This window comes from Pseudosulfitobacter sp. SM2401, from assembly GCF_042932805.1.
Taxonomy (GTDB): Bacteria; Pseudomonadota; Alphaproteobacteria; order Rhodobacterales; family Rhodobacteraceae; genus Ascidiaceihabitans.
Map to the genome: position 1 here is coordinate 513082 of NZ_CP170633.1, position 18367 is coordinate 531448.

Consider the following 18367-nt stretch of genomic DNA (forward strand, 5'->3'; position numbering starts at 1 on the left):
CTTGGGCAACGCACGCAATATCGCCTTCTGGGTGGTTCTGTTCCTTTTGGTTCTTGCACTGTTCAACCTCTTTAACGGGGCGGACACATCGCAGCAAAGCGGTGGCAGCACATATTCCGAGTTCGTGGCTGACGTCAAAAGAGGGGCGGCCAACGACGTCCAGCTTGACGGCGAGCAGGTCACATATGTTCGCAATGGCGAACGGCGCGTGGCGATCATTCCGGGTGACGCAGCCGTCACCGAATTGCTGATCGACAACAATGTCAGCTTTGAAGCGAAAAAGCAGGCCCAAAGCGGCTTTAGCGCATTCCTTTTGACCATCCTGCCAGTGTTACTGCTGATCGGTGTCTGGATCTTCTTTATGAACCGGATGCAGGGCGGCGGCAAAGGCGGGGCGATGGGTTTTGGCAAGTCCAAGGCCAAGATGCTGACCGAAAAGCATGGTCGCGTGACGTTTGACGACGTGGCCGGCATTGATGAAGCCAAGGAAGAGCTGGAAGAGATCGTCGAGTTCTTGCGCAATCCGCAGAAATTCTCGCGTCTTGGCGGCAAAATCCCGAAAGGCGCGCTGTTAGAAGGCCCTCCTGGTACGGGTAAAACACTGCTGGCGCGCGCAATTGCGGGCGAGGCGGGTGTGCCGTTCTTCACCATCTCTGGTTCTGATTTTGTCGAGATGTTCGTCGGCGTGGGTGCATCGCGTGTGCGCGACATGTTCGAGCAAGCCAAAAAGAATGCGCCGTGTATCGTGTTTATCGATGAAATCGATGCGGTCGGCCGTTCACGTGGCGCAGGCTACGGCGGTGGTAACGACGAGCGCGAGCAAACGTTGAACCAATTGCTGGTCGAAATGGACGGTTTTGAGGCGAACGAAGGTGTCATCATCATCGCCGCCACCAACCGCAAAGACGTGCTGGACCCAGCCTTGCTGCGCCCCGGTCGTTTTGACCGTCAGGTCACGGTTGGCAATCCAGATATCAAAGGTCGCGAAAAGATTTTGGGTGTGCATGCGCGCAAAACCCCGCTGGGCCCTGACGTTGATCTGCGCATTATCGCGCGTGGATCCCCGGGCTTTTCCGGTGCTGACCTTGCGAACCTCGTGAACGAAGCCGCCTTGACCGCAGCGCGCATTGGGCGTCGGTTTGTTGCGATGGCTGATTTCGAATCCGCCAAGGACAAGATCATGATGGGGGCCGAGCGCCGCTCTATGGTTATGACCACAGCGCAAAAAGAAATGACAGCGTACCACGAGGCGGGCCACGCGCTGGTTGGCATGACGTTGCCGAAATGTGATCCAGTTTACAAAGCGACGATCATTCCACGCGGGGGTGCGTTGGGCATGGTGATGAGCCTGCCTGAAATGGATCGTCTCAACATGTTCAAGGACGAATGCCACCAGCGTTTGGCCATGACCATGGCGGGCAAAGCGGCTGAAATCCACAAATACGGTGCGGATTCTGTTTCAAACGGTCCTGCGGGCGACATCATGCAAGCGTCAGGTTTAGCGCGTGCGATGGTTCTGCGCTGGGGCATGTCCGACAAAGTTGGCAACATCGACTACGCCGAAGCGGCCGAAGGCTACAACGGCAAGACCACCGGCCTGTCCGTGTCCGCCAACACCAAAGAGCTGATCGAAGAAGAAGTGCAGATGTTCATCCAAGACGGTTATGACTGGGCGATGAAAATCATTCAGGAAAAAGACGTCGAATTTGAACGTCTGGCCCAAGGCTTGTTGGAATATGAAACGCTGACAGGTGAAGAAATCGGGCGCGTGATGCGGGGCGAACCACCGCATGCACCTGAGGACGAGGATGACAATGCCTCAGACGGCGGTAATGCACCCAGCTTGACTGCGATCCCAAAGGCAAAGTCGAAAAAGACGCCGCCACCTGCGGATGACGGTCTGCCGGAGCCGACGTAAACTCTGATCACGAAATCAGATAGGTTTCTCACAAAACATCATCACAGATCAAAGGCCTCGCAACTTGCGGGGCCTTTGTTTTTGGATCAATATTTGGGGGAACCGATCAGGAGAATCCGATGCCAGCCCTTGCCCCCACAGAGTACACCGCCCGCATCACGTGGCTTGGACGTGTCGTGCAGGACGGCGGCACGCTGCGCTCTGAGCCGTTGCAAAGCGCATTCGCCAGCTTTGACGGGTTTGAAGGCGAGGCGCACGGCGGTGCGACACGGTCATCGTGTGTGCGGGTGCGATCACAGTATCCTGAGGGCACGGAAATCCGAAATGTGCGCCAGCTGAGCGTGCTCTCTGTTGAAGAGATCGCCGGGATCGCCGCGACCATGAAACTGGCCGACATCGACCCGAGCCTGATGGGGGTGTCGATGGTGATCGAGGGCATTCCTGATTTCACGCACGTTCCGCCCTCGGCACGATTGCAATGCGAAACCAGCGGAGCGAGCATCGTGATCGACATGGAAAACCGCCCCTGCGTGTTTCCAGGCCGCGAAATCGAGGCCGAGCACATAGGCTTTGGCAAAGCGTTCAAGCCTGCGGCCAAAGACCGGCGCGGGGTGACAGCGTGGGTCGAACGCGAGGGGCTGTTTCAGATCGGCGATACGCTGCGCCTGCACGTACCTGACCAGCGGGCGTGGTCGCCTTTGGGTGATCTGTTTACCTGAGCACACAGCCCAATCGTTTCCGAAAAGAAACCAGATTGCGCGCCAACGCCGCATCAACGGCGGGAAATGTCGGAAATGCAACCTAGTTGAACCCGTACACGGGAGTATGCAGGCGACAAGCATTTCTGCCTGACCACCGAGTAAAGGGATTCTCATGGGCTATAAAACCGACATCCAAATCGCACGCGAAGCCAACAAACTGCCAATCCAAGAGATTGGCGCAAAGTTGGGCATCTCGACGGACGACCTGCTGCCATACGGCCACGACAAAGCAAAAGTCAGCCAAGAGTTCATCAACTCGGTTCAAGACCGCAAAGATGGCAAGCTGATCCTGGTCACTGCGATCAACCCGACACCAGCGGGTGAGGGTAAAACCACAACAACTGTTGGCCTCGGTGATGGCCTGAACCGCATCGGCAAGAACGCCTGCGTTTGTATCCGCGAAGCGTCGCTGGGACCAAACTTTGGCATGAAGGGCGGGGCTGCTGGCGGCGGTTACGCGCAAATCGTTCCAATGGAAGAAATGAACCTGCACTTTACCGGTGACTTTCACGCCATCACATCCGCGCACAACTTGTTGTCTGCGATGATCGACAACCACGTTTACTGGGGCAACGCACTGGACATCGACGTGCGCCGCATCGTGTGGCGCCGGGTTGTTGACATGAACGATCGCGCCTTGCGCACGATCACGGCATCTTTGGGTGGTGTGGCCAACGGCTTCCCACGTGAGGCCGGTTTTGACATCACAGTGGCGTCCGAAGTTATGGCCATTCTGTGCTTGTCCAAAGATTTGCAAGACCTGCAAACCCGTCTGGGCGACATGATCGTGGCCTACACGCGCGAACGTAAACCGATCTATGCACGCGACATCAAAGCCGACGGCGCAATGACCGTTCTGCTGAAAGACGCAATGCAGCCAAACATCGTACAGACGCTGGAAAACAACCCGGCATTTGTTCACGGCGGTCCATTTGCGAACATCGCGCACGGCTGTAACTCTGTTATCGCGACCACAACAGCGCTGAAACTGGCGGACTATGTTGTGACCGAAGCGGGCTTTGGCGCGGATCTGGGCGCTGAAAAGTTCCTGAACATCAAATGCCGCAAAGCCGGCTTGTCCCCGTCTGTTGTCGTTTGCGTCGCCACAGTGCGCGCGATGAAAATGAACGGTGGCGTGGCCAAGGCTGACCTGGGTTCTGAAAACGTCGAAGCGGTTCAAAACGGGTGCCCGAACTTGGGTCGTCACGTTGAAAACCTGAAATCCTTTGGGGTGCCAGTGGTCGTCGCGATCAACCACTTTGTCACGGACACGGACGCCGAAGTGCAAGCGATCAAGGACTACGTTGAAAGCCAAGGCGCCGAAGCGATCCTGTCGCGTCACTGGGAACTGGGGTCCGAAGGGTCCGCAGATTTGGCGACACGCGTCGCCGAAATCGCAGACTCGGGTGTTGCGAACTTTGCACCGATCTACCCTGATGACATGCCACTGGCCGAAAAAATCAACACCATCGCCAAGCGTATCTATCGCGCGGACGAAGCGTTGATGGACCAAAAGATCCGCGACCAGCTGAAAACATGGGAAGACCAAGGCTACGGCAACTTGCCGGTATGCATGGCGAAAACGCAATACTCGTTCACCACGGACCCAACAGTTCGCGGCGCGCCAACGGGCCACTCTGTGCCTGTGCGTGAAGTGCGTTTGAGCGCGGGTGCGGGTTTTGTGGTCGCCATCTGCGGTGAGATCATGACAATGCCGGGTCTGCCACGTGTCCCATCCGCCGAGGCAATCTGCCTGAACGACAAAGGCGAAGTCGAAGGGTTGTTCTAAACCTTTAGGCTTGCGAGAAAACGGGGCGGAGCGATTGGGCATCGAGCCACAATCGCTCCGCCCTTAACGCTTTTGGCGTCAAGACCGCCACATCGGCGGTGAGTATTTGAACAGCGAATGATGGGGTGTCTCAGATGGCAGCAACAGTAATTGACGGCAAAGCCTTTGCGGCAACCGTGCGTGACAAAGTGAAAACACACGTGACCCGTTTGGTCGCAGATCACGGCATTACGCCGGGTTTGGCTGTGGTTCTGGTGGGCGAAGACCCCGCGAGCCAGGTTTACGTCCGTTCCAAAGGCAAAATGACCGTCGAAGTTGGCATGAAGTCAGTTGAGCATAAGCTGGATGTGAACACCTCCGAAGCCGATTTGCTGGCCGTCATCGATCAGTTGAACAATGATCCTGAAATCCACGGCATCCTGTGCCAATTGCCGCTGCCAAAGCATTTGGACGAAGATTTGATCATCAACTCGATCTCGCCCGCCAAGGACGTTGACGGCTTTCATATCTCGAACGTTGGTTTGTTGGGCACGGGCCAAAAATCTATGGTGCCTTGCACGCCGCTGGGCTGCTTGATGATGCTGCGCGATCACCACGGATCGATTTCGGGCATGGACGCTGTTGTTGTTGGTCGCTCGAACATTGTGGGCAAACCGATGGCGCAATTGTTGCTGAACGACAGTGCGACCGTCACCATCGCACATTCGCGGACCAAAGATTTGGCTGACGTTGTGCGCCGTGCCGACATCGTTGTCGCTGCGGTGGGTCGTCCTGAAATGATCCCGGGCGATTGGATCAAAGAGGGCGCAACCGTCATCGACGTAGGCATCAACCGTTTGGACGCGCCAGAAAAAGGTGAGGGCAAAACCAAATTGGTGGGCGACGTACATTACGAATCTTGTGCCGCGCGCGCAGGGGCCATCACGCCAGTTCCGGGCGGCGTTGGGCCAATGACGATCGCGTGCTTGCTGGCCAATACGGTCACGGCGTGCTGCCGCGCCAACGGTTTGGAAGAGCCGGAAGGGCTGACCGCTTAACCGCCGGTCAACACCTCAAACATAATTCTGCCGGGCAATATTGTGAATATTCCGGCGACGACAAGCGCACCAAAAATGAGGGATTTCATGCCTCTTTGGTGCGCTTTTACGTTGTGCATTCGGGCCGCGCGCACGTTCATCACCAATGCCCCTAGCGTGAAAACAGACAGCAGATGAATAAGGCTGAAAGGCCCGAATTGCTGTATCGTGCTGATCCAAAAGCTGGAAAATGCGACGCAACCCATTGAAATCACCCAAGCCCATCCCAAAATGCGGTGAAACCTTGATCCGCGTTTGAATACAAACAGGACCAGAGTTAGGATGACGAGGAACAGGGCCACCATTGCGTGTGCCTGCACTACAAGTGGTGCGTTTTGAAGGGGGGCGAGGGTCATGTCAGTGTCCGTGTTTCAAAAGATACAACCGTTAGGACGGACAATGATTTTTCTCGCAATTGACCATGCGCCAAAGGGGCGATCCTTTCGTGAAAGTCTGCAATTTGGATGGGCAAACCGTTGACGGTGCGTGAAATGCAGTGGCTTTGGATACCTTTAGGCATCTGGGCGATTGCCAGTGTGCTGACGGCTGTGTCCGGTCCGTTCGGGACGCATGAGGCGATGACATTCTTGCCACGTGCCGTTTATTGGTGCTGTGTGTGCGCGGCCTCGGTCGGTCTAAGTACCGTGGCGGTGCGCCTGCAAGATGGAAAATCTCTGCAAATCAAACTGCTGGTTTGGTTCGGTTTTGCGGCGGTGTTAAGCGCGGGCATTCATACGGCAAATGTCGCGCTGTTCAGTGTGTGGAGCGGTTGGGGAAAGTACTTTTACCTGATGGCTATCGTGGGTGTCGTTGTCGCATTGGTGTTTTTGACGATCAGGCTGCTGCGCCCGGATGTGCCCCAAGTTCAAGACGAAAGCCGGCTGGCAAAATTCCTGGAACGCCTGCCATTGGAAAAGCGATCCCGATTGATCCGTCTCGAAGCACAGGATCATTATTTAAAGGTTGTGACCGCCGCTGGCGACAGTCTGATCTTGATGCGGATCGGGGATGCAGCAAAGGAGCTTGAGGACGGATATGGCACGCAAGTACATCGCTCTCATTGGATCGCGCGTGGGGCCGTCAGTGCCCATAAGCGACGGGCAGGGCGTGATTTTTTGACAACCGAAGACGGCGCAGAAATTCCGGTCAGCCGCAACAACCGTGGTCGTATTGCGCGACTTGTGCACCCTATAAGGGAATGACGTTGGGTAATTGTTACCATCGCTGATTTGCGTCGCGCGTGTTCGGATAACGTGTTGATTTTTAATTCTATTGACGCACAATGGCGTCACAGCCCGGCTAAACGCAGAGACCCAAAAATTGATTTCAAAAGATGATACCGCGAGCGACGTAAGATCAAGGCTGGACCCGAAACTTGCCGGATGGGCCGTGCGGATCGGGGTACTGGGAATGATTTCAGTCCTGTTCGCAATCGCAGGGCCGTTTGGCACGTATGAGGCAGGCGATTTTGGCGAACGCTTGCTCTATTGGATGGTCTTGATTGCCACATCTTTGGTGGTCGCTGCTTGCAGTAAGGCATTGATTTCAAAATATTTTGCACGCTACAGTTTTCTCACCCGCGAGTGCCTAGTTATATTGGCAATGACGGCGGTGTTCACAGCATTTTTGCAGGTTTGGACGCAGGCAGCATTTCCCGGTTTGACGGTCTCGCCGCCAGGGTATCTATTGCTTGCCTCCGAGGTTTTGGTGATTTGTGCGGCGTTGTCTGTGATCATTTATTGGGTGCCGCGAATTGCCAGGCCGGCTGAGCAACAAGAGTCTATCGCACAACAGCCACGCCTTACCCGACGTCTTCCGCACGGCTTTTCTGGTCAGATTTTGCGACTGACTGTGAACGGTCACATAGTGTTGGTTGTTACTTCGCAAGGATCCTTTGACCTGCGGATGCGCTTTGCTGATGCGGTCGAAGAAATCGCCGGACTAACAGGATATTTCACCCACCGATCACATTGGGTGAACCAGTCGGCTGTTAGCCACGTGATAATGCGCAAAGGGCGCCCGGTTTTGGTTATGAAAAATCAAGACGAGGTTCCGGTCAGTCGGAAATACCAAACCAACATTGAGGCTGCGGGACTGCTATAGGCTAGCGTGGCATCGGAATTTGGTGAGGCGTGCGACCTGTTAAAATTGCGGTCGCGTCGGATCGCATAATCCGCGTAAGCGCCTCGTCTGAGCTGCGCAAACCGCCAGTGTAAGTCCCATAAGCGGGCATAATCAAACGGTCACTGTCCAACAAAAACGCAGGGCGTGACAGGCTGCGTCCAGGCATCGAAATTTGCGCCTTTGGATGATAGTGCCCTGAAATTTCGGCGCTATTTCCTGTTTGGGCGATGTGGCGAAAGATGATCGGGGGCAGGGGCAATTCGGCCAAGTGACTGCCACCAAGGTCGATTGGGCCGGGATCATGATTGCCTTCGATCCAAATCCATCGACGTCCCGCCTGCAGGCGTGTGATCCATAAACGTTCAGTTTCAGACAGGCTTTGTGCGGCGGCTAGATCATCAAAACTGTCGCCGAGGCAGACTACAATTCGCGCGCCTGTTGCCTCTAGATCACGTTCCAAACGCGACAGAGTATCGCGGGTCTCGTAGGGCGGTAAGGCGGCGCCACCACGACGCAAAATGCGTTCGGATTTGCCCAGATGCAAGTCCGACACGCACAACAAATTATGCGCGTCCCACCACAACGCGCCTGATCCAAAGGCCGTCAATTGCGCGCCAGCCAAAGTGATGTTGCATCCGTTCATGGTTTGTTTCGTATCGTTAACGCCCCGGAATTTCCAGAAGTTTGTTAAGACGTCAAACCTGCCGTTGCCATCAGGCGCGCGGCTTCTTCTGCTAACAGTTTTTCCTCGGCCAGCCCTTTGACAGGAACGCGCCCAACCTCAAGGAAAAGGGGGGCTGCCAACGGCGTGATTTGAGTATTTTCGATCAGGTCAATGCGGCCATCTATTCGGCGGATCATGTCTTCGATCCGGCCAAAATCGATCAGGCCTTTCATCGCTTCTTCGCGGGTGATCTGCATCATAACGTGGTCTGGGTCATATTTGTGCAGTGTGTCATACAGAATATCGGAGCTAAAGGTCGCTTGTCGCCCCGATTTGCGCGCGCTGGGGCTGTTGCGTTCGATCAGCCCTGCGATGGTTGCAGAGGCGCGAAACGTGCGTTTCATCACCGCGTTTCCGGCAAGCCATGTGTCTAGGCCATCGCGCAGCGTTTCGAGATCGAACAGCGCGGCAGGGTCGCGCACGGCGTCCAAGCCCCAGATCATCGTGGCGTAGTCAGTGGCAAGAAAGCCCAACGGGTTCAGACCTGCGTCCTCCATCCGGTTGGTTAACAACAGGCCCAGCGTTTGCATCGCGTTGCGCCCAGCAAACCCGTAGATCACTGTGTGGGCGCGATCGTCGTGCGGAAAGGTTTCGACCAGCAAACGTCCCGGTTCAGGCAGCCGCGACACCTTGCGTTGCAGGGCCAGCCAATCAGCCGTGTGTTGTGGCAACTCGGGCCACGTTTCTTGTTGAAACATCCGCAGGATGCGTTGGCTTAGCTGTGTCGAGGTTGAAAATTTAGTGCCTGAGAACGTCGCGATCTTGGGCTTCTTGTCCGCGCGTTTTGTGACCTCGACGGTCATTTCACGCAGGCCTTCGTACCGCACAATTTGCCCGCCGATCAGAAAGGTATCACCGGGGGTCAGAGTTGCGGCAAAGGCTTCTTCGATTTCGCCCAGTGGTTTGCCGCCGCGACTGCGTTTGAGGCGGACCTTAAGCGTGTCGGTGTCTTGGATCGTGCCGAGGTTCATGCGGATTGCACGGGTGCTGCGCGGGTCACGCAATTGCCACATGCCATCGGGGCGTTGCTGTAAGCGTTTCCATTTGTCGTAGGCGCGCAGAGCATAGCCACCGGTTGCGCAGAAGTCGAGGCACGCGTCAAAATCGGCGCGTGACAACGTGCTGTATGCGCCGGCACTGGTCATTTCGGTGAATAATGCGCCGGCGTCAAACGGGCCTGCGCAGGCGGCGATCAGGATGTGTTGGCACAAGACGTCGCGTGGGCCGGGGCCGCGTGGATCACCGTCTAATTCGCCTTCTTTTGCGGCCTCAAGGGCTGCGATGCATTCAACCACTTCGAAGCGGTTGGCAGGCACCAAAAGCGCCTTGGACGGGGCGTTGTAACGGTGATTGGCGCGTCCGATCCGTTGGACCAAGCGTTTAACGTTTTTGGGCGCACCGATCTGGATCACCAAATCTACGTCCCCCCAATCGATCCCCAGATCAAGCGAGCCGGTACAGACAATTGCGCGCAGATCACCGCGCACCATTGCCGCCTCGACCCGCTCGCGTTGGACCCGATCAAGGCTGCCGTGGTGAATGCCGATTGGCAGGCTTTGATCATTGGCAAGCCACAGATTGTGAAAGAAAATTTCCGCCTGCGCACGCGTGTTGTGAAAAATCAGTGTGGTCTTGTGCTGTTTGATTTGATCCAGCACCGCGGGAATAGAATATTTGGCACCATTGCCTGACCAAGGCGGCGGATCGTCTGTCGTGAGCATCTGAATATCCGGGGCGGGGCCGGGATCAGCGAGCAGGATTTCGCAAGGATCAGGATGGCGGGCAAGCAAGTGCGCGATTGCGTTTGGGTCCTCGACCGTGGCCGACAAGCCGACCCGTTTCAGATCGGGACACAGGGTTTGTAGCCGTGCCAAAGCAAGGAACAATTGATCGCCACGTTTGCTTTCTGCAAGGGCATGAATTTCATCGACTACGACACGCTTGAGCCCTTTGAACGTGCGGTGTGCGTCGTCGTAGCTGGTGAGCAGCGCAAGGGATTCCGGTGTGGTCAGTAGAATATGCGGCGGGTCTGCGCGCTGCCTGCGTTTTTGGGTTCGGGTGGTATCGCCGGTGCGATCCTCAATCCGGATGTTCAGGTTCATTTCATCGACCGGCGTGCGCAGATTTCGTTTGATGTCTGCGGCCAACGCCTTGAGCGGCGAGATGTACAGCGTGTGCATCCCGTCGTGATCTTGGGTGGCCAGATCGACAAGCGTTGGCAGAAAGCCGGCCAATGTTTTACCACCACCAGTCGGGGCAATCAGCAACAGCGCAGGATCATCACTGCGCACCAACATGGCCTGCTGATGCGGATGGATGGACCAGCCTTTTGTATCGAACCATGATTGGAAAATGTGTGGCAGTGCGGACATTCAGCAAGTGTATCTGATGGCGCGATGGGGGCCAGCCCCGACTTTGAAACCTAGGTTGTTTTTGGTCGCGGCTTTAGGGATTTTATCGCAGCTTGCACTGTTTTGGGCAAAGCTGTGTCTGCGCCAATTGGGGCCGCATCTAGTGCGCTGGCGACGTCCTTGACCAGAATGGCGATGGTGTTTGACGGGTCATGTCCGTCACGCGCAAATTCGATGCCGTCAAATCCAGAGGCCAACCAGTTTTGCCCAGACGATGTGTGGATCAAGTTTAGCAAAGCGGTTTCATCGATGCCTGCATCATCCGCCCAATCCAGAACCAGCCGCGTCATCGCAGTGTTTGATGCCGCGAGGAGATTGTTCAAAACCTTGGCTTGCATGCCGCTGCCAAAAGCGCCCATGCGATGAAAGTGTTCGCCCATCGCATTGAACAGCGGCTGAACGGCGTCGAGATCATGAGGCGTACCGCCCAACATAAAGCTAAGCGTGCCATTTGCGGCGGCGATTTGCGCGCCGGACATCGGTGCGTCAATCAACGAAATGTGCTCAGGAATACGGTTGCGCAAGTTCCGCACATAGCGTGGCGACAGCGTGGATGAGACGATGATACGTTTCAAAGAGGGCAACGATGAGAAGTTTTGCGCGCCAAACAACACGTCGTCCGTTTGCTCAATATCGCGCACAACTGTGATCAGCGTTTCCAGGTCCTGCGTAAAGGATACAGGATCGTCGGTGATTTCATCCGATGCCTTAGGGACGACATCGAACCCTTTGGCACTAAAGCCATTTTCGATCAACGCAGCCAGCATAGGTGCGCCCATGCGACCGCACCCAGCAAGCCCGATCATTTAACGATATGCTCGTCTTTGACGAACATGTTGGCCCATGCGCGGTCGATCAATTCCGGCGTCATCTGGTATGGAATTCCTTCGAATTCACAAATTGCGATCATCTGGTCGATCAAAAAGATCGGCTGATAGTTGGCATAAACGTTGTCGATTGTCGGGTATTTCACCTTGAGCAGATGGATTAGCGCCGCCTCATTCAGAGGCATTTTGCGCTTTTTGGCAACCATCGAAAAGATCTTGAGATAGTTCGCCTGATTGGGACCATCAATTTTGATTTTAAAGAAAATCCGGCGCAGGGCAGCCGTGTCAAAAATCTCGTTCGGGTGAAAGTTGGTTGAGAAAATAACCAACGTATCAAAGGGAACTTCGAATTTTTCGCCCGATTGCAGAGCGAGAATATCTTTGCTTTCCTCAAGCGGAACAATCCAACGGTTGACCAATGCTTGCGGCGGTTCAGCTTGCCGACCAAGGTCATCGACGATGAAAATACCACCTGTGGATTTCAACTGAAGCGGGGCCTGATAGGTCCGCGCGGTCGGGTTGTACACAAGATCGAGCATGTTCAAGGACAGCTCGCCGCCCGTGATCACGGTTGGTCGCTCGCAGCGCACATACCGCGTGTCATACCACCCGGTTGTCTTGCGCAAAGTGTTAATATCGTCCTCGGCTTCCTCGATTGCTGTGTGCACAATCGGGTCATACATGGTGATGACCTGGCCCGCGTATTCGATGGCACGTGGAACATAAACCATATCGCCAAGAGCGTCGCGTATGCCGTTGGAAATACTGGACTTCCCATTGCCGGGAGGGCCGTACATCAGGATCGAACGGCCTGCTGAAACAGCTGGTCCAAGGTTGCCGATCAGCTCATCCGGCAGCACCAAATGGCCCATCGCACCGGTTAATTGTTCACGTGTCACCATCAGATTACGAATGGATTGGCGTTTGACTTGCTCGCGGTATACGTCGAGTGGCACTGGCATCGCGCCAAAATATTCGGATTGTGAAAGGGCATCCAACGCGCGGGCCTTGCCGGCGTCCGTCAGCTGATACCCCATTTCATTGCCATTATTTGCGTTTAGCGTTCCGGTCGCTTCGATCAGGTTTTGATCGCGCCCCATGTCGATAAGTTCTTGGGTCACAGGGATTGGCAGGCAGATCGCGCGCGACAGTTCTGTGACCATATCAACGTTCTTGCGAAACATTGTTTTCAACAAAATATCCCGCATCATTACGATAGGGATCCGCATCTCATGGATCCGCTTGGGCGCGGGGGGGGCCATGACGGCTGAGGTCTGCATGTTCATTTCAAACGGCCTTTGAATCTATAATCACAGCGTTTGGATAACAGCCATTTTCGTCAACAATGTGGCCTGAACGGAATGATTGGTCGGTTAAGAAGCACCGAAGGCTGCGCCAAAGCACAGATAGCCGCCCAAAGTCATCGCCAAGGCTAAACCCATCGGAAATTTCTTGCCCTGTTCCCAGCTTTTCCACTCAGGTGCCAAGCGCCGCAGGGGGGTGTGTTTTGCCAAACGGTGTGCGGCCACGGCAGCCAATAAAATGAGGCAGAACATGGGGATAAGCAGGCGTACGTCGCCTTGTGCAATAAACGGTGCAGCGACCGCGATGAATTTTGAATCGCCCGCGCCCATGGCGTTTACCGCATTCAGGATGAACGTCACGACCAGCACAATTACCAACTGAACCAAGCGCCAGACGTAGACGTCAAAGGGCAAAGCGACCAAGCCGACGATCAAAAACACTGCGGCCAAAGCCAGCACAGCCTGATTGGTGATGCGCATTTCGCGCATGTCTGTGAATGCCACGTAAAAGCAAATCGGCAAGACGAAGGGCAAAAACCACAAGGCGGAAAAGGCGGTGATGGACATGGCGCGCTCTAGCCGTTTGAATTGTCGAGCGCTTGAAGCGAGCGCACTGCGGCTTCGAAATGCTGTGGATGCGTGTCGATGGCATCGCGCAGCAGGCTTTTGCCAGTTTCAACGTCACCTTGTTTGATCGCAGACAATGCCATCGTGTGCAGCAGTTGTGCGCGTTCTGTTTGGTCCATCGGGATCACCGGCAACGTGTAGTCACGCTGCGCGCTGCGGGCCAAAATCAGGTTGTTCTTTGCGGTGAACAGCGTCGGGTCCTGGCGAATTGCGTCGCCAAACAGGCGTTCGGCTTCTTTGTATTCGCCGCGCGTCAGCTTGGAATAGCCCCAGTTGTTCATGATGCTGGCAGGGCGCGTCGTTAGGCCCACAGCTGTTTCATAAAAGCTGTCGGATTTCTTCCACTCTTGGTTGCTGTCTGCGACCATCGCTTCGAGGCGGTAGCGTTGGAATGTCTCGTGGGTGGGTGGCACGGTATCAAGGGTCTTTTCGGCCTTGGCCCAATCCCCCGACCGGATCAGCGCGTGGGCATAATCAACGCGATCGCCAGCAGTTGCGCCGTCCATTTTGACCAGCTTGGCAAAGGCGACCGACGCTTCGGTAAAGCGTTTTGCGCGCACCAGACTAACGGCCAGCCCGCGTTGGAAATCAATGCGTTCAGGGTCTTCGTTCACAGATCGGGTGAAGTAGGCGACCGCCTCGTTGGGGTCTGCCACGGTCAACATGACGTCTGTCAGATTGGTTTCGTCAACGACGTTCACGTCTTTGAACGCACGCTCAACGGTGTCGTTGGCGTTCTTTTCTGCGCACGCGGAAAGGAATAGTGCCCCCGCTAATGTTGCGGACACGAAAATAGGTTGGCGCATGTTGTGCGTCCTTTTACTGCTCTGCCTCGGTTATGATGTCGGCGATATCAAGTAGTCGCTGCTACCGCGCCGCACCAATTTATAGTTATTATTTTGAGAATTATCATACGCTGTATTTTCGGATTTTGCGAGCGCTAAGCGTAGATTGTCCCTGATTTGTGTTGTTTTGCCACTATCGAGCGCGAAAGCCTTGCGTAAAACGAGAATTGCCTCCTCGGTTTTGCCCCGTTCCATCAAGATTACCCCCAGATTGTTCCATTCTGGCGGTGTCGGTTCAAATTCTGTGGTGGCGCGACGCAGCAAGGCTTCGGCTTGTCCCAGTCGGCCCAGACCCAGATTGGCGCTGCCCATGCCGGACAGGATTTCGCCGTTCATGCCTTGGGCGAGGGCGGCACGTGTAAAGGCTTTGAGCGCGAGTTCGTGTTCACCCGCCGCAAGTAAGCGGTGCCCGACATCGATGCCATTTACGGCCGTGGCTTTTCGGTCAACACCCGGCGCGAAAACACCGTCCTGAGATGCAGAAAAACCGCCCGGTGAACAGGCGGCAGTTCCTAAACCCAAAAGGGCGGCGACACACGCGCGCCAAAGGTTTGATTTCATGTACTAGTTGCCCATATTGCCCAGCTGCGTGATGCCATGCACGGACGGCCCAACCAGAATGATCAGCAGGGGCGGCACGGTCAGCATCATTGTGGCCAAGGTCATCTTTGTTGGCAACTTGTTTGCGGCCTCTTCTGCACGCATGACGCGTTTGTCACGCATTTCACCTGCATAAACCCGCAACGCGTCGGCAATCGAGGTCCCGAAGGTGGCGGATTGGACCAAAACGGTCACAAAGGATGCCACATCCTGCACGCCGCAACGTGCGCCCATGTCGTTCAAAACGGTGACTTTGTCCTTACCGGCCTTCATCTCGTAGGCGACGACCTCGAATTCTTCGGCCAAGGCGGGATAGGAGGCACGCAATTCACGGGCCACACGTACGATGGATTGATCCAACGATTGCCCCGCTTCGACGCAGACCAACATCATATCGAGGCTGTCTGGAAAGCCTGCGGTAATCTGTTCTTTGCGTTCCTCGACGCGGCGCGTGATCCAGTATTGCGGCATGTAGTAGCCGATGCCACCGGGCCCGACTGTGTACATGATCATCTTTTTGGTGCTGACTTCGGATCCGTCTGCGCCCAAGTAGCGGGTGACGTAAATCACGCCAATAATCAGACCGATGATGCCAAGCACAAACTGGGCAAAGTGGAAAAACCGCACCGCATCTTTGGACTGGTAGCCCGCTTGACGCAGCTCAAGTTGTTTTTTGCTTAGCTCGGCGACATCTTTCGGCTCAAGGAAACTCGCGAAACGGTCAAGTTGTTCGTTGTGCCCGCCTTGACGCAGTTTTTGCGTGTCCGTTGATGTTTGCCCGTTGGCTGTGCGCTTTAGTTTGTTTAGCGGGTCTTCGGGCTGACGCATCATCATCACAACCGTCAGAATAATCATGACAAGCCCAAGGGCACCGGCGATAATAATAGGCCCCAATGGACCAAGCAGATTGGTGATCATTTCCATATCGCGGGCTCCTTATACTTTGATGTTTGTCAGCACGCGCATGACAACAAGGTTGACACACAAGAACAAACCGACGGCGATACATGCATGGATGAAATAAGGGTGATCGCGCACTTCGTCATAGTAATGCGGGTCGCCCAGATTGATCACAACCAACGCCATCAGCGGAAAGCCGGACAGGAATTTACCTGACCATTTTGCCTCGGCGGTGATTGCCTTAACGCGGCGGAACAGACGGAAACGGGCGCGGATCACAAGGGCAAGACCGGCTAGAATTTCTGCCAGGTTACCACCTGATTGCTGTTGGATCGTCACGGCAACCGCGAGGAACCGTAAATCCTGCATATCAAGGCGCTCGGCCATGTCCTTTAGCGCTTCACCAACGTCGCGGCCATAAGCGGCCTCATCAGCAATGACGCCAAATTCGGATCCCAGTGGATCCTGGACTTCTTTGGCAACGATCTGCACGGCGGACACAAACGGGTGCCCAACCTTGAGCGAGCGGACCATCAATTCAACCGCGTCGGGCAGTTGTTCTTCGATCATACCAAGACGTTTGCCAGCCTTGGAACTGACCCAAAAATAAACAGCGCCGACGCCGATAGCGATCGATAAAACAATGCGCATTGGCACCGCAGTTTCGGTCCCCACACTCAGACCCACAAACGCCACGACGCTTAGTCCGCCCATGATCATGATCAGCTGCTGAGGCGTAAAGGCAATGGCCGCTTTTTGCGCTTTGGACGACAACAAGGAATACAAAGGGATCGACTTTGAATTCATGTGCTGCTGCATTTCTTTGCGCAGCTGGTCCAGCACTTCTTCGCGGCGACCGCCTTTGTTCAACATCTCGAGGCGTCGGTTGACGCGGTTGTTCAGGCTGATGGATTTGCCAAAGGCCACCAGATACAGGCCTTCGACCAGCACCAGTACGCCGATGAAGATCAGGCCATAAATGATTGGTTCTGCACTCATTATCTTTGGATCCTTATTGCGCTGCTACGGGTTCGTAGATGGCTGCGGGCAAATCGTAACCCCACATACGGAAGCGTTCGGCATAGTGGCTGCGCACGCCTGTGGCAGTAAAGTGACCGATGATTTTGTTCTCGGGGGTCAGGCCGACACGCTGGTAGCGAAAGATTTCTTGCATCGAAATGACGTCGCCTTCCATGCCTGTGATCTCGGTGATCGAGGTCATGCGGCGCGAACCGTCTTGCAAACGCGAGGCTTGCACGATCAAGTTAACAGCCGAGGAAATTTGCGAACGTACGGCCTTCAGCGGCATTTCGATACCTGCCATCGCGATCATGTTTTCCAGACGCGACACACCATCGCGCGCCGAGTTGGCGTGAATCGTGGTCATTGATCCGTCGTGGCCGGTGTTCATGGCTTGCAGCATGTCGATAACTTCTTCGCCGCGGGTTTCACCGACGATAATGCGATCAGGGCGCATCCGCAGGGCGTTTTTCAAACAATCGCGCGGGGATACTTCGCCTTTGCCTTCCACGTTTGGCGGACGGCTTTCCATCCGGCCCACGTGGGTCTGTTGCAGCTGAAGTTCGGCGGTGTCTTCGATTGTCAAAATACGTTCGTCGTTATCGATGAACGAGGACAGCGCGTTGAGCGTGGTCGTTTTACCCGAACCGGTACCGCCAGAGACGATGATGTTCAGACGAGTAGCCACAGCCGCTTGTAGATATGCGGCCATCTCTTCGGTGAAAGCACCGAAATTGACCAAGTCATCAATACCCAGCTTGTCTTTTTTGAACTTACGAATGGAAACCAGGCTGCCATCGACGGCCACCGGGGGCACCATTGCGTTGAAACGTGATCCATCTTTCAGGCGCGCATCGACGTAAGGGTTGGATTCATCAACACGACGGCCAACGGCAGACACGATTTTGTCAATGATGCGAAGCAGATGGCGTTCGTCCTTAAACGTAATATCCGTCAGTTGCAGTTTGCCGTCGCGTTCCACAAAAATCTGCTGTGGGCCGTTCACGAGAATATCGTTGACGGTTTCATCTTTTAGCAGGGTTTCAAGCGGGCCAAGGCCGGTAACTTCGTCATACAGTTCCTGGTTCAGGGTCTGGCGATCCTCGCGGTTGAGGATGATTGCCTTTTCCTCAAGGAACTCAGCCGCGATAGACTGAATTTCCTGACGCAGATCTGCTTCTGTCGCATGTTCCAGCGCGGCCAAGTTCAAATTGTCCAACAAAACGCGGTGCAATTCGAGCTTCAGTTCGCCCATGCGTTCCTTGCGTTTCTTTTCCTTGTCCATCGGCGTCACTTGTGCGGCGGCCTGTGGGGGCGCTTTGCGGGCAACTTTTGAGGGCTCGGCAGCAGCTGCTTTTGGCAGTTCGGTCACTTTTGCGACGGGTGCTGCAGCAGGTGTTGCTGTTGGTGCTGCGGTTTTTTTGTACTTGGAAAACATGGA

The 18367-nt window shown here is 55.2% G+C and carries 17 protein-coding genes; 6 read left to right on the forward strand and 11 right to left on the reverse strand.

What is annotated here, in order from left to right:
- Position 1 precedes the first annotated feature (1 nt).
- The 4 genes from ftsH (at position 2) to folD (ending at position 5505) form a co-directional block, all read left to right on the forward strand.
- On the forward strand, positions 2 to 1918 hold the full coding sequence (gene ftsH, locus ACFIO0_RS02645) for an ATP-dependent zinc metalloprotease FtsH (RefSeq protein ID WP_390913323.1): 1917 nt from the start codon (positions 2 to 4) through the stop codon (positions 1916 to 1918).
- 119 nt (positions 1919 to 2037) lie between these two features.
- Complete coding sequence (locus ACFIO0_RS02650) at positions 2038 to 2637, forward strand: MOSC domain-containing protein (RefSeq protein WP_390913324.1); 600 nt, start codon at positions 2038 to 2040, stop codon at positions 2635 to 2637.
- Positions 2638 to 2791: 154 nt separating this feature from the next.
- Positions 2792 to 4468, forward strand: coding sequence for a formate--tetrahydrofolate ligase (locus ACFIO0_RS02655; RefSeq protein WP_390913325.1), 1677 nt, complete (start codon positions 2792 to 2794; stop codon positions 4466 to 4468).
- 134 nt (positions 4469 to 4602) lie between these two features.
- Positions 4603 to 5505: a bifunctional methylenetetrahydrofolate dehydrogenase/methenyltetrahydrofolate cyclohydrolase FolD gene (gene folD, locus ACFIO0_RS02660; RefSeq protein WP_390913326.1), complete on the forward strand. Its 903-nt coding sequence runs from the start codon at positions 4603 to 4605 to the stop codon at positions 5503 to 5505.
- Here folD and ACFIO0_RS02665 read toward each other — a convergent pair.
- Positions 5502 to 5900 (reverse strand): DUF2306 domain-containing protein, encoded by a 399-nt coding sequence (locus ACFIO0_RS02665; RefSeq protein WP_390913328.1) that lies wholly within the window; start codon positions 5898 to 5900, stop codon positions 5502 to 5504. The genes folD and ACFIO0_RS02665 overlap by 4 nt on opposite strands.
- Positions 5901 to 6008: 108 nt before the next feature.
- Here ACFIO0_RS02665 and ACFIO0_RS02670 point away from each other — a divergent pair, with 108 nt between their 5' ends.
- Together ACFIO0_RS02670 and ACFIO0_RS02675 are read left to right on the forward strand one after the other, a co-directional pair.
- Positions 6009 to 6746, forward strand: a complete 738-nt coding sequence (locus ACFIO0_RS02670) for a LytTR family transcriptional regulator DNA-binding domain-containing protein (RefSeq protein ID WP_390913330.1) — start codon at positions 6009 to 6011, stop codon at positions 6744 to 6746.
- A gap of 118 nt (positions 6747 to 6864) precedes the next feature.
- Entirely contained in the window at positions 6865 to 7647 is a 783-nt protein-coding gene (locus tag ACFIO0_RS02675; RefSeq protein WP_390913331.1) for a LytTR family transcriptional regulator DNA-binding domain-containing protein, read from the forward strand.
- Position 7648: 1 nt separating this feature from the next.
- Here ACFIO0_RS02675 and pdeM read toward each other — a convergent pair whose 3' ends face one another.
- The 10 genes from pdeM to ACFIO0_RS02725 all read right to left on the reverse strand — a co-directional run bounded on the left by pdeM (position 7649) and on the right by ACFIO0_RS02725 (position 18364).
- Complete coding sequence (pdeM, locus tag ACFIO0_RS02680; RefSeq protein ID WP_390913333.1) at positions 7649 to 8311, reverse strand: ligase-associated DNA damage response endonuclease PdeM; 663 nt, start codon at positions 8309 to 8311, stop codon at positions 7649 to 7651.
- 44 nt (positions 8312 to 8355) lie between these two features.
- The gene (locus tag ACFIO0_RS02685; protein WP_390913334.1) at positions 8356 to 10764 is read right to left on the reverse strand and encodes a ligase-associated DNA damage response DEXH box helicase; all 2409 of its coding nucleotides are present in this window, start codon (positions 10762 to 10764) and stop codon (positions 8356 to 8358) included.
- A 50-nt stretch (positions 10765 to 10814) separates the two neighbouring features.
- Complete coding sequence (locus ACFIO0_RS02690; protein WP_390913335.1) at positions 10815 to 11609, reverse strand: NAD(P)-binding domain-containing protein; 795 nt, start codon at positions 11607 to 11609, stop codon at positions 10815 to 10817.
- The gene (locus ACFIO0_RS02695; protein ID WP_390913336.1) at positions 11606 to 12916 is read right to left on the reverse strand and encodes an ATPase; all 1311 of its coding nucleotides are present in this window, start codon (positions 12914 to 12916) and stop codon (positions 11606 to 11608) included. The genes ACFIO0_RS02690 and ACFIO0_RS02695 overlap by 4 nt, the downstream gene beginning before the upstream one ends.
- Positions 12917 to 13003: 87 nt before the next feature.
- A complete protein-coding gene (locus ACFIO0_RS02700; protein WP_390913338.1) occupies positions 13004 to 13501 on the reverse strand; it encodes a prepilin peptidase in 498 nt (165 codons plus the stop codon).
- 8 nt (positions 13502 to 13509) lie between these two features.
- Positions 13510 to 14367 (reverse strand): tetratricopeptide repeat protein, encoded by an 858-nt coding sequence (locus ACFIO0_RS02705; protein WP_390913340.1) that lies wholly within the window; start codon positions 14365 to 14367, stop codon positions 13510 to 13512.
- Between the two features lie 30 nt (positions 14368 to 14397).
- Entirely contained in the window at positions 14398 to 14967 is a 570-nt protein-coding gene (locus ACFIO0_RS02710) for a tetratricopeptide repeat protein (RefSeq protein ID WP_390913342.1), read from the reverse strand.
- Between the two features lie 3 nt (positions 14968 to 14970).
- Positions 14971 to 15930: a type II secretion system F family protein gene (locus ACFIO0_RS02715; protein ID WP_390913344.1), complete on the reverse strand. Its 960-nt coding sequence runs from the start codon at positions 15928 to 15930 to the stop codon at positions 14971 to 14973.
- A 12-nt stretch (positions 15931 to 15942) separates the two neighbouring features.
- On the reverse strand, positions 15943 to 16905 hold the full coding sequence (locus ACFIO0_RS02720; protein WP_390913346.1) for a type II secretion system F family protein: 963 nt from the start codon (positions 16903 to 16905) through the stop codon (positions 15943 to 15945).
- 13 nt (positions 16906 to 16918) lie between these two features.
- On the reverse strand, positions 16919 to 18364 hold the full coding sequence (locus tag ACFIO0_RS02725; protein ID WP_390913348.1) for an ATPase, T2SS/T4P/T4SS family: 1446 nt from the start codon (positions 18362 to 18364) through the stop codon (positions 16919 to 16921).
- Between the last annotated feature and the right edge of the window lie 3 nt (positions 18365 to 18367).